This window comes from Variovorax sp. 01T439_2 (assembly GCF_056398445.1).
This window is the reverse complement of record NZ_JBFTPJ010000255.1, coordinates 1-12061: the sequence shown is the minus strand read 5'-3', so window position 1 is coordinate 12061 and position 12061 is coordinate 1. Positions and strand designations below refer to the sequence as shown.

12 protein-coding genes and 1 pseudogene are annotated in these 12061 nt (G+C 71.0%); all 13 read left to right on the top strand.

Annotated features, from left to right (window positions below; genetic code table 11):
* Positions 1–704 (top strand): branched-chain amino acid ABC transporter permease (locus AC1DOC_RS14070; protein ID WP_478129960.1); only part of this gene is annotated, 704 nt, incomplete at its 5' end.
* The gene (locus tag AC1DOC_RS14065; protein WP_478079530.1) at positions 697–1458 is read left to right on the top strand and encodes an ABC transporter ATP-binding protein; all 762 of its coding nucleotides are present in this window, start codon (positions 697–699) and stop codon (positions 1456–1458) included. The genes AC1DOC_RS14070 and AC1DOC_RS14065, both read left to right, overlap by 8 nt.
* A complete protein-coding gene (locus AC1DOC_RS14060; protein WP_418146761.1) occupies positions 1455–2165 on the top strand; it encodes an ABC transporter ATP-binding protein in 711 nt (236 codons plus the stop codon). Before AC1DOC_RS14065 ends, AC1DOC_RS14060 begins: the two co-directional genes overlap by 4 nt.
* Before the next feature lie 50 nt (positions 2166–2215).
* Complete coding sequence (locus AC1DOC_RS14055) at positions 2216–3172, top strand: tripartite tricarboxylate transporter substrate binding protein (protein ID WP_478129959.1); 957 nt, start codon at positions 2216–2218, stop codon at positions 3170–3172.
* The gene (locus AC1DOC_RS14050) at positions 3169–4455 is read left to right on the top strand and encodes a 3-isopropylmalate dehydratase large subunit (RefSeq protein WP_478129958.1); all 1287 of its coding nucleotides are present in this window, start codon (positions 3169–3171) and stop codon (positions 4453–4455) included. Before AC1DOC_RS14055 ends, AC1DOC_RS14050 begins: the two co-directional genes overlap by 4 nt.
* A complete protein-coding gene (locus tag AC1DOC_RS14045) occupies positions 4452–4967 on the top strand; it encodes a LeuD/DmdB family oxidoreductase small subunit (RefSeq protein ID WP_478079528.1) in 516 nt (171 codons plus the stop codon). Before AC1DOC_RS14050 ends, AC1DOC_RS14045 begins: the two co-directional genes overlap by 4 nt.
* Positions 4897–5475: pseudogene (locus AC1DOC_RS14040) on the top strand (MmgE/PrpD family protein); the annotation flags it as partial. The gene AC1DOC_RS14045 and the pseudogene AC1DOC_RS14040, both read left to right, overlap by 71 nt.
* Before the next feature lie 109 nt (positions 5476–5584).
* The gene (locus tag AC1DOC_RS14035; protein WP_478129957.1) at positions 5585–6040 is read left to right on the top strand and encodes a hypothetical protein; all 456 of its coding nucleotides are present in this window, start codon (positions 5585–5587) and stop codon (positions 6038–6040) included.
* 28 nt (positions 6041–6068) lie between these two features.
* Positions 6069–7040, top strand: coding sequence for a tripartite tricarboxylate transporter substrate binding protein (locus tag AC1DOC_RS14030; protein ID WP_478079526.1), 972 nt, complete (start codon positions 6069–6071; stop codon positions 7038–7040).
* A 2-nt stretch (positions 7041–7042) separates the two neighbouring features.
* Positions 7043–8731: a hydantoinase B/oxoprolinase family protein gene (locus tag AC1DOC_RS14025; RefSeq protein ID WP_478079525.1), complete on the top strand. Its 1689-nt coding sequence runs from the start codon at positions 7043–7045 to the stop codon at positions 8729–8731.
* Complete coding sequence (locus AC1DOC_RS14020) at positions 8728–10782, top strand: hydantoinase/oxoprolinase family protein (protein WP_478129956.1); 2055 nt, start codon at positions 8728–8730, stop codon at positions 10780–10782. The genes AC1DOC_RS14025 and AC1DOC_RS14020 overlap by 4 nt, the downstream gene beginning before the upstream one ends.
* Entirely contained in the window at positions 10779–11393 is a 615-nt protein-coding gene (locus AC1DOC_RS14015) for a cysteine hydrolase family protein (RefSeq protein ID WP_478079523.1), read from the top strand. Before AC1DOC_RS14020 ends, AC1DOC_RS14015 begins: the two co-directional genes overlap by 4 nt.
* Positions 11390–12061, top strand: a 672-nt coding sequence (locus tag AC1DOC_RS14010; RefSeq protein WP_478129955.1) for an FAD-dependent oxidoreductase, incomplete at its 3' end; no start/stop codon positions are given. The genes AC1DOC_RS14015 and AC1DOC_RS14010, both read left to right, overlap by 4 nt.

The following is a 12061-nucleotide window of genomic DNA, read 5'->3' as shown; positions in this document are numbered from 1 at the left end:
CCGCGGGGGTCGGGCTCTTCGTCGGCGCGCTGAGCTTCCGCTATGGCCTCAAGGGCTCCTACTTCGCGCTCGTCACGCTGGCCTTCGCGGAGGTGTTCCGCATCCTCGCGCTGTCGGTGAATTTCACGGGCGGCGGCGTGGGCCTGATGGTGCCGCTGCGCGAGTCGGCGGCCAACCTGCAGTTCGCCTCGCGCGCCGGCTACCTGTGGCTGGTGCTGGCCATGGTGGTGCTGGCGCTGCTCGTCACCTGCTGGCTGCGCAACGGCCGCTTCGGCGCCTACCTGCAGGCCGTGCGCGACRACGAGGATGCGGCGCGCGCCGTGGGCGTGAACCCGTTTCGCGTCAAGCTCGCGGCCATCGGCCTCTCGGCCGCCTTCATGGGTGCGGCCGGCGCGTTCTATGTGCAGGTGTTCCAGTACATCGACGCCGGCATCGCCTACGGCCCGGCCGTCTCGGTCGAAGCGCTGGTGGCGGCCATCGTGGGCGGCATGGGCACGCTGTGGGGCCCGGTGCTGGGCGCGGTCGTGCTGCACCTGCTGTCGGATTTCACGCGCAACCTGTTCGGCGAGCTGCCGGGCATCAACATGGTGATCTACGGCACGGTGCTGGTCGTGATCGTGATCTTCCTGCCGCGCGGCGTCGCGGGGCTGGGGCTGTCGGTGCGGCAGCTGTGGAATGCGAAGCAGGGAGGCCGCCATGACTGAGGCGCTGCTGGCCGTGGGCGGGCTCTCGCGTTCCTTCGGCGGACTGAAGGCCGTGCAGGACGTGAGCCTGTCGGTGAAGGAGGGCAGCCTGAGCGCGCTGATCGGCCCCAACGGCGCCGGCAAGACCACGCTCTTCGCGCTGATGTCGGGCTTCCTCAAGCCCGACAGCGGCAGCGTGCGCTTCGCGGGCCAGGACATCACCGGCCGCGAGCCGCACCGCAATGCGCTGCTCGGCATGACGCGCACCTTCCAGATCGTCAAGCCCTTTGCGGCGCAGACGGTGCGCGAGAACATCGCGGTCGGTGCGCACCTGCACCTGTGCGGCCGCCGCGAGGCGCTGGCGCATGCCGAGGCCATCGCGCTGCGCGTGGGCCTTGCACCGCAGCTCGACAAGGCCGCTTCGGACCTCACGGTGGCCGGTCGCAAGCGGCTCGAACTGGCGCGCGCGCTGGCCACGCGCCCGCGCCTGCTGCTGCTCGACGAAGTGCTTGCAGGCCTCAACCCGCAGGAGATCGCCGAGATGATGCCGGTGGTGCGCGGCATTGCCGACAGCGGCGTCACGGTGCTGATGATCGAGCACGTGATGCAGGCGGTGATGCACCTGGCCGAGCATGTGTGGGTGCTGGCACAGGGCCAGCTGATTGCCGAAGGCAGCCCGGCGCAAGTGACCTCCGACGACAAGGTCGTCGAGGCCTACCTGGGCCATGGCACCGCGGCGCGGCTGCGCAAGGCGGCATCGGGAGCTGCCGAATGACTGCATTGCTGGACATCCAGGGCCTGCACGGCGGCTACGGCCGCGTCGAGGTGCTGCGCGGCGTCGACCTGCAGGTGAACGCCGGTGAAATGGTCGCGCTGCTCGGCAGCAACGGCGCGGGCAAGTCCACCCTCAACAAGATGGTCTGCGGCCTGTGCCCCGCCTGGAGCGGCACGGTGCGCTTCGATGGCAAGGACCTGAGCGGTGCGCATTACCGCGACGTGGTGAAGGCGGGCCTGATCCAGGTGCCCGAGGGCCGCAAGGTGTTTCCCAACCTCAGCGTGCTGGAGAACCTGGAACTCGGCTCCTTCACGCGGGCGCGCGAGCGCCGCGCGGCCAATGTCGAGAAGATGTTCCACATCTTCCCGCGGCTGCGCGAGCGCATGGCGCAGCACGCCGGCACCATGAGCGGCGGCGAGCAGCAGATGCTGGCCATCGCGCGCGGGCTCATGGCCGAGCCCGTGCTGCTGATCCTCGACGAGCCCTCGCTCGGCCTCTCGCCGCGGCTGGTGGAGGAGATGTTCACGCTGATCCGCGAACTGCGCGACGGCGGCCTCGCGGTACTGCTGGTGGAGCAGAACGTGGGCCAGTCGCTCGAGATCGCGGACCGCGCCTACGTGCTGGAGAACGGCAGCGTTCGCTTCTCGGGCCTGCCCGGCGAGCTGCTCGGCAGCGACGAACTGCGGCGCGCCTACCTGGGGCTCTGAAGCCCGCACATCACATTGAGATACCCCCGATTTCCTCGGAGACAAGACACATGAAGAGACGCGACACCCTTCTTCTTCCACTGGCTGCCGCATTTGCCGGCAGCGCGTTCGCGCAGATCGGCAATGCGCCGGTGCGCATCCTCGTCGGTGCGCCCGCGGGCGGCTCGACCGACACGCTGGCCCGTTCGCTGGCCGTCAGCATGGGCCCGGCGCTCGGCCGCACGGTGATCGTCGAGAACCGGCCCGGCGCGGGCGGCAACATCGCGGCCGAAGCCGTGGCCAAGGCCGCGCCCGACGGCAACACGCTGCTGATGAGCTTCACCAGCCATGCGATCAATGCCACGCTCTATCCGGCGCTGCCCTTCGACCCGGTGAAGGACTTCACCGCGCTCACCTGCGTGGCGACCTCGCCCTCGATCCTCGTCGCGCATCCGTCGGTGCCCGCGAAGGACGTGCGCGAACTCATTGCGCTGGCCAAGGCGAAGCCGGGCCAGCTCAACTTCGCGATCGGCGCGGTGGGCTCGTCGCTGCACATGGCGGGCGAGGCCTTCAAGATGCAGTCGGGCGTCGACATCGTGAACATCCCCTACAAGGGCACCTCGCCCGCCGTGCAGGACGTGCTCGCCGGCCAGGTGCAGCTGATGTTCGCGGCCGTGGGCAACGTCAAGGCGCACATCCAGGCCGGCAAGCTCAGGGCGCTGGGCGTGACCACGGCCAGGCGGTTGCCGGCCTTTCCCGACGTGCCCGCCATTGCCGAGGCGCTGCCGGGCTACGAGTCGAGCGCATGGTTCGGCCTCTTCGGCCCGGCCCGCATGCCGGCGGAGCGCGTGAAGCAGGTCGGCGACGCGGCGCGCCATGCACTGCAGCAGGCCGACATGCGCCAGCGGYTCGAAACCGAGGGCGCGATACCGGTGGGCAATTCGTCCGAACAGTTCTCCGCCTTCGTGCAGAGTGAGATCACGCGCTGGGCCAAGGTCGTCAAGTTCTCGGGAGCCAAGCCGGAATGACCTCCAACGCTCCAGACCGCGCGCCGGCGCAGACGCTGGCGCAGAAGCTCATCGCGCGCGCCAGCGGCCGCGCGCAGGTGGCGGTGGGCGAGATCGTGACCTGCGGCGTCGACATGGCCATGTTCCACGACTCCTCCGGTCCGCGCCGGCTGCAGCCGATGCTCGAGGAGCTCGGCGCGCAGATCTGGGACCGCTCGCGCGTGGTGCTCGTGATGGACCACTACGTGCCCGAGCGCGACGACGATTCGCGCCGCATCGTGCGCATTGCGCGCGACTGGGCGCGCGACCAGCAGCTGCCGCACGTGTACGACAGCCAGGGCATCTGCCACGTGGTGGTGCCGCAGCATGGCCACATCCGCCCCGGCATGTTGTGCGTGGGCGGCGATTCTCATTCGCCCACGGGCGGCGCATTCGGCGCCTACATGTTCGGCATCGGCAGCACCGAGATGCTGGGCGTGATGGTCACCGGCGAGATCTGGCTGCGCGTGCCGGAGACCATCCGCATGTGGTGGGACGGCGCGCTGCCCGCCGGCGTGACCGCCAAGGACATGATGCTGCACATGATCGGCCGCTTCGGCATGAACGGCGGGCGCTACCAGGCGGTGGAGTTCGCGGGCCCGGCCGTGGCCGCGCTGTCGATGCAGGAGCGCATGACGCTCTCCAACATGAGCGCCGAGCTGGGCGCGCAGGCCGGCCTGATCGCGCCCGACGCCACCACCGCCGCATTCCTCGCACAAGCCGGTGCCCCGCCGGTCGACATGGCGCCGTGGTTCACCGACGAAGGCGCCGCGCTCACRCACCACCGCTTCGACGCCGCCGCGCTCGAGCCCTACGTCGCCGCGCCGCACAGCCCGGCCAACGCGCACGGCGTGAGCCGCTACCTGGGCACGCATGTCGACGTGGCCTACATCGGCGCCTGCACCGGCGCCAAGCTCGACGACCTGCGCGCCGCGGCCCAGGTGCTGCGCGGCCACAAGGTGGCGGCGGGCATCCGCCTGATCGTGGCGCCGGCCAGCCTGCACGACCAGGAGCGGGCGCGCGAAGAGGGCGTGCTGCAGGTGCTGATGGACGCCGGCGCCGAGCTCTTCCCGACCGCCTGCGGCGCCTGCTCGGGCTACGGCGATCCGATGGGCGACGGCATCRCGGTGATCTCGACCACGGCACGCAACTTCAAGGGCCGCATGGGCTCGCCGACCGCGCAGGTGTACCTGGGCTCGCCCTACACGGTGGCGGCGGCCGCACTGCGCGGCTGCGTGACCGACCCGCGCGAGGTGCTCGCATGACTGCGGAAACCCTGCACCGGGTGTGTCGCCTGGGCGCCGACATCGACACCGATGCGCTCGCGCCCGGCCATGCGATGAAGCACGGCATCGACGTCATCGCAAAGCATTGCCTCGAAGCCGTCCGCCCTGATTTCGCGCGCGGCGTGCGCCCCGGCGACGTGATCGTGGCCGGCCCGAACTTCGGCATCGGCTCGTCGCGTGAACAGGCCGCGGCCGTGCTCGTGCAGCTGGGCGTGGCCGCGGTGATCGCGCCTTCGTACAGCGGCCTGTATTTCCGCAATGCCTTCAACGTGGGCCTGCTGCTCCTGACCTGCGCCGAAGCCGAGTCGCTGCAGGATGGCGAACGCATCGTGCTCGACACCCGCACGCCCGCCGTGCGCACCGCCGATGCGCGCATGCTCGCCTGCGAGCCCGTGCCGGGTTTCCTGATGGACATGGTCGATGCCGGCGGCCTGCTGCAGCTGCTGCGCCGGCGCATGGCCACCAAGAAAGAAGCCGATGCGGGGCGCTGACCACGATCCGCAACGCGCCGTGCTGCAGGCCACGGTGGCGCTGCACGCGGCGCAGCCGGCCACCGCCGAGGCCGCATCGCAGGCGCGGCGCCTGCTGGCCGATACCGTCGGCTGCGCGCTCGCGGGCCGGCATGCGAGCGAGGTGCAGCGCCTCGAAGCCGCGCTCGCAGCCTGCGAACCCGGCGACTTTTCTTTTCCCGGCGGTCCGCCGATGGCGGTGCAGGCCGCCGCGCAGGTGCTGGCCATGGCCGCGACCTGGGACGAGGCCTGCGAAGGCCATGCACTCGCGCACGGCCGGCCCGGCGTGCCGCTGGTGGCGGCGCTGCTGCCGCTCGCGCTGCGGCGCGGTGCCAGCCTTGGCGAGTTCATCGATGCCTTCGTGCTCGGCTACGAGGTCGGCGCGCGCTGCGGCGCCTGGCTGCGCATCCGGCCCGGCATGCATGTCGATGCGAACTGGCCCGCGCTGGGCGTGGCGGCCGGCGTGGCGCGGCTGCTCGCGCTGCCGCCGGCGGGCATCGTGCAGGCCATCGACATCGCGGCTTGCCAGCTCGCGACCCACTGCCGCGCGCCAGATCCGCGAGCAGCTGGCCCAGTACACCACCGGCATCCAGGGCATCGTGCTCAAGATATACGAAGAGGCCATCGTCTACTGCGGCAACCGCGCGCCTCGCACGCCGATCCAGGCGCAGTTCAGCCTGTCTTTCGGCGTCGCGGCGATGCTGCGCTTCGGCGATGTCGACCCCTCGGCCTATGCCGCACCGCGCTTCGACGATGCCGAGCTGCGCCGGCTCGAAGCCCTGGTCGTGCTCGAAACCGATGCCGGCCTCACGGCGCGCAAGCAGCGCGGCGCCACGCTCCAGGTGGTGCACGCGGGCGGYATGCTCGCGCAGACCGTGGGCACCATCACGGGCGATGCCGCCCATCCGCTCGACCGCGCGGCGCTCGCCGCCAAGTTCGCGCACTACGCCGCGCACAGCGTGCCGGGCCCGCAGGCCGCGCGCTTCTGCGACGGCGTGCTGGACGCGCCCGCCGGCACCCGTCTTCGTGCGCTGTGGCAGCAGCTTGCCGCCTGAATCCTTCATTCCTCACAGGCCCACCACCATGAAACTCCTGCGCCATCTTGCGAGCACATTGCTCCTTGCCTGCCTGCCGCTCGCCGCCGCCGCACAGGCGAACGGCTTTCCGGACAAGCCGATCCGCATCGTCGTGCCGTTCCCCCCGGGCGGTGCCACCGATGCGGCGGCGCGCCTGGTCGCCGTGAAGATGGGCGAGCACTGGGGCCAGCCGGTGGTGGTCGACAACCGTGCGGGCGCGGGCGGCAACGTCGGCTCCGATCTCGTCGCCAAGGCGCCGGCCGACGGCTACACGCTGGTGATGGGCGTGACCGGCTCGCATGCGATCAACACCTCGCTCTACAGCAGGATGCCCTACGACCCGGTGGCCGACTTCGTCGCCATCAGCCAGGTGGCGGTGGTGCCCAACGTGCTGGTGGTGCATCCCTCGGTGCCCGCGAAGAACCTGGCCGAGCTCGTGGCCCTCGCGAAGAAGGAGCCCGGCAAGCTCAACTACGCCTCGCTCGGCAACGGCACGGCCGCGCACCTGGGCATGGAAATGCTCAAGTCCGAGGCCGGCGTCGACATCACGCACGTGCCCTACAAGGGCAGCGCGCCGGCGGTGTCAGACCTGCTCGCGGGGCAGGTGCAGATGATGGTCGACGGCCTGCCCTCGGCGCTGCCGCACGTCAAGGCCGGCAAGCTGCGCGCCATTGCGCTCACCAGCCTGCACCGCGCGCCCTCGCTGCCCGGCTTGCCGACCATCGCAGAGACCTACCCGGGCTTCTACGCCGATGCATGGTCGGGGCTGTTCGCGCCCAGGGGCACGCCGCAGCCCGTGGTGGACAAGCTCTCGGCCGAGGTGCAGCGCATCCTGAAGCTGCCCGACGTGCGCGAGAAGCTGATGGCTCTGGGCGCCGAGCCCGTCGGCTCCACCCAGGCCGAATTCACTGCTCACGTCAAACGCGAGATCGACAAATGGGCCAAGGTCGTCAGGACCAGTGGCGCGAAAGTGGACTGAACATGAACGACACCCTCGACCCCGTCACGCTCGCCGTGCTGCGCGGCCGCCTCGAACAGGTGGCCGACGAGATGGACGCGACGCTCTACCGCAGTGCGTTCAATCCCATCATTGCCGAGGCGCACGACGCCTGCCACGGCCTCTACGACGCCACCACCGGCGACACGCTGGTGCAGGGCAAGTCGGGCCTGCCGGTGTTCGTGGGCGCCATGGCCTTCGCGGTGCGCGCCACCGCCAAGGCGGCCGCGCCGCGCGGCGGCATGAAGGACGGCGACATCTGGATCAGCAACGACGCCTACGACGGCGGCACGCACGCCAACGACTTCAAGCTGGTCAAGCCCTTCTTCCGCAACGGCAAGCTGTATTGCTACATGGCCTCGGCCGCGCACTGGCACGACGTGGGCGGCGCGGTGCCCGGCAACTACAACCCCGCCGCCACCGAGTGCTGGCAGGAGGCGGTGCAGATTCCGCCGGTGCGCATCGTGCAGGGCGGCGTGCTCGATGCCGACGTGCTCGCCATCCTGCAGGCGAACACGCGCCTGCCCGACAGCCTCTGGGGCGACCTCAACGGCCAGCTCGCCGCGCTGGAGCTCGGCGCCAAGCGCCTGCACGGCCTGCTCGACGAATACGGCGACGGCCTGGTGCTGAATGCGCTCGGCGAGCTGCGCAGCCGCGCGCTGCGCCTCATGCGCGCGCACATCGCCTCGCTGCCCGACGGCCGCTACAGCTTCGAGGACGTGCTCGACAACGACGGCATCGTCAACCAGCCGCTCACCATCGCGCTCGACATGACGGTGGCCGGTGACCGGCTCTCGCTCGACTTCTCGCGCACCTCGCCGCAATGCGCGGGCCCGGTGAACATCTCGCGCGCCACGGCGGTCGCGGCCTGCTACGTCGCGCTCAAGCACCTGTTCCCCGACGTGCCCGCGAACGCCGGCGTGCTCGACGCGGTCGACTTCGTGATTCCCGACAAGCTGGTGATCAGCGCCGAGCGCCCGCGCCCGGTGGGCGGCTACACCGAGACCATCCTGCGCATGATCGACGTGATCTTCAGCGCCGCCGCTCAGGCCGACCCCACGCGCGCCGTGGCGCAGGCCTACGGCACCATCAACGCGCTGTCGATCGCCGGCCACCGCAGCGACAAGGGCCGCGAAGGCCAGCGCTGGGTGATGTTCAGCTTCTTCGGCGGCGGGCACGGCGGCCATTCGGGCGGCGATGGCCTTTCGCATGGCAACGCGCCGATCTCGACCGCGACGATCCCGCCGCTCGAGATCCTCGAGGCCGCGTACCCCGTGCGCTTCACCGAATGGTCGCTGCGCGCCGACTCGGGCGGCGACGGCCGGCACCGCGGCGGCCTCGGCGCCGTCTACGAGATCGAACTGCTCGAGAAGGACGCCGAGGTGTTCGTCTTCGGCGAGCGCGGCACCTCGCCGCCCAAGGGCATTGCGGGCGGCGGCCCGGGCGCCCTCAACGTGTTCCGCTACGAGAACGCGGGCGAGTGGCACACGCCACCCATGGTGTCGAAGATGCGCGGCATCCAGCTCGCGCGCGGCGAGCGCGTGCGGCTCGAAACGCCCGGCGGCGGCGGCTGGGGCCGTGCCGGCGAGCGCCCCGCTTCGCAGCGCGAAGCCGATGCGGCCATGGGCTACGTCACGGCTGCTACCGGCAGCAAGCAGAAGGCATCCGAATGAGCTCCACAAGCAAATCCCTTGTCGTCGGTGTCGATGTCGGCGGCACCTTCACCGACCTGTTCGTGCTCGACGAGGCTAACGGCAGCGCGCGCATCGTCAAGGTGCCCTCCACGCGCGGCGAGGAAGCGCGCGGCTTCATGAACGGCGTGGCGCGCGTGGCCGATTCGGCCGCGGTCATCGCCACCATCGTGCACGGCACCACCGTCGGCACCAACGCGCTGCTCGAACGCAAGGTGGCGCGCACCGGCATCATCACCACGCGCGGCTTTCGCGACGTGCTCGAGATGCGCCGCCGCGACCGGCCCCAGACCTGGGGCCTGCGCGGCAGCTTCGTGCCCGTGGTGCCGCGCGACCTGCGCCGCGAAGTCGACGAGCGCGTGCTGGCCGACGGCACGCTGCACACGCCGGTCGACCTGGACCAGGTGCGCGCCGAGGCGCGCTCGCTGCTCGAGGCGGGCTGCGAAGCGGTGTGCGTGTTCTTCATCAACACCTACGCCAACCCCGAGAACGAACGGCTCGCCGTGGCGGCCGTGCGCGAACTCTGGCCCAACCCGCACGTCACCTCGGCCAGCGAGGTGCTGCCCGAGATCCGCGAGTTCGAGCGCTGCTCGACCGCCACGCTCAATGCGGCGCTGCAGCCGGTGGTCGGCAGCTATCTCGGCCGCCTCGAAGCCGACCTGCGCGCACAGGGCTTCGCGGGCGAGCTGCTCGTGGTGCAGAGCAACGGCGGCGTGATGTCGCGCCAGACCGCGAGCGACCTGCCGGTGCGCACCGCGCTCTCGGGCCCGGCGGCCGGCGTGATCGCCTGCGCGGCCATTGCGCGCGCGGCGGGTTTTCCGAACGCGATCACCGGCGACATGGGCGGCACCTCGTTCGACGTGTCGCTGGTGGCCAACGGCGAGGCCGCGCTGGCCGCGCAGACCGCCATCGAGTTCGGCATGGTGATCCGCTCGCCGATGATCCAGATCGAGACCATCGGCGCCGGTGGCGGCTCCATCGCTTCCGTGGATGCGAGCGGCATGCTGCAGGTCGGTCCCGAGTCGGCCGGCAGTGTGCCGGGGCCGGCGTGCTACGGACGCGGCAACATGCGCCCGACCGTGACCGATGCGAACGTGCTGCTGGGCCGCATCGCCGCCGACCGGCCGCTGGGTGGCGGGCTGCTCGCGGCGCTGGACGCAGAGAAGTCGCGCCAGGCCATCGAAGAGCACGTTGCGCGCCCGCTCGGTCTCGACGTGCATGCGGCTGCGGAAGCCATTCTCACGGTGGCCAATGCACGCATGGCGGGCGCCATTCGCCTCGTGTCGATCGAGCGCGGGCACGATCCGCGCCGCTTTGCCTACATGCCCTTCGGCGGCGGCGGTGCGCTGCATGTGTGCGCGATGATGCGCGAAGTGGGCGTGGCCACCGGCATCGTGCCGCGCTATCCCGGCGTGACCTCCGCCCTTGGCTGCGTGATCGCCGACATGCGGCACGACGCGGTGCAGACCCTCAACAGGCCGCTCGCCGAACTCGACGTGGCCGACCTGCAGCGCCGTATCGACGAGCTCTCCGCGGCCTGCCAGCGGCGCCTCGACTCCTCGGGCGTGCGCTTCGACGAAGTGCGCGAGGTGGTCGCGCTCGACATGCTCTATGCGGGCCAGACGCACACGCTGCCCGTGGTGCTGGCCGATGCGGGCCGCACGCCGATCACGGGGCCATCCATTCGCGCCGCGTTCGAGGCCGCCTACACGGCCGCCTTCGGCCGCGTGCTCGACGGCATCCCCATCCGCGTGATGAACCTGCGCTATGCGCGCATCGGCGTGCGGCCCAAGTTCGACCTGAAGGTGCTGGCACCCGAAGGGCGGGGCAGCACCGCGCCGCTGGGCACGCAGCGCGTGTTCCACCACGGCCGGTGGCACGAGGCCATGCGCTACGCACGGCTCGAACTAGCGGTGGCCGCGCGCATCGAAGGGCCTGCGATCCTCGAGCAGGCCGACACCACCGTGTGGCTCGAACCCGGCTTCCACGYCGAGGTCGACGCGCACGGCAACCTGCTGGTGAGGCTGTCATGAGCGCGGAAACGAAACCTGTTGCGGCGAAGACGGCGCTGCTCATCGTCGACCTGCAGAACGACTTTCTCGACGCCAAGGGCGCCTATGCGCGCGGCGGCGACACCAACCCGCCCGCGCTGCTGCTGCCGGCGCGCGTGGCCGCGGTGGCGCGCGCGCTCAAGGCCGCGGGCGGCCTCGTGGTGGCCAGCCAGTTCACGCTGTGGCCCGACGCGGCCGGCGAGCCGATGGTGTCGCCGCACTTGAAGGCGCTGCGCCCCTACCTGAAGAAGGGCGACTTCGCGCCCGGCAGCTGGGGCCAGGCGAAYGTCGACGCGCTGGCCGGGCTGGTCGACGTGACGGTCAGCAAGGTCGCGTACTCGGCCTTCTTCAACACCCAGCTCGACTGGGTGCTGCGCCGCGCGGGCATCGACACCGTGGCCGTGTGCGGCATTGTGACCAACGGCGGCGTGGCCAGCACCGTGCGCGATGCCCACATGCGCGACTACCGAACGCTGGTGCTGGCCGACGGCTGCGCGGCCTTCGGCGAGGAGCGCCACCAGACCTCGCTGGCCGACATGCGCAACGTGGCCGAGGTGACCGACTGCGCGGCCTTCACCGCTTCGCTCGCATGACGGCAGGCCCTTCGCGCCACATCCGCCGCGCGGCGCAGGTCGAGGCCGATGTGCACGTGCCGGTGGCCATCGTCGGCGGCGGCGCCTGCGGGCTCACGGCCGCGCTGATGCTGTCCGATGCGGGCGTGGACTGCGTGGTGCTCGAGCGCGACGCGCTGCCGAGCGGCTCGACCGCGCTGTCCTCGGGCTTCATCCCCGCGCCCGGCACGCGCACGCAGCGGGCGCATGGCGTCCTGGGCGACAGTGCCGAGCGCTTTGCCGCCGACATCCAGGCCAAGGCGCACTGCCAAGCGGCGCCTGCGCTGGTCGATGCCTATGCGGCTTCCATCGGCCCGGCGCTCGATGCGCTGCAGGAGCGGCATGGGCTGCGGTGGATGCTGCTCGACGGCTTTCTCTATCCGGGCCACAGCGTGCATCGGATGCACGCGTTGCCGCAGAAGACCGGCGCGTCGCTGATGGCGGCACTGCAGGCAGCCGCCGATGCGGCGGGCATTCCGGTGCTGACCCAGGCGCTGGTCGACACGCTGGTTCTCGACGCCGAAGACCGCATGATCGGCGTCGATTACCTGCGGCCCGATGGCAGCCGCGAAACGCTGGGCTGCGACGCGCTGCTGCTCGCCTGCAACGGCTTCGGCGGCAATCCGGAGATGGTGCGCACGCTGCTGCCC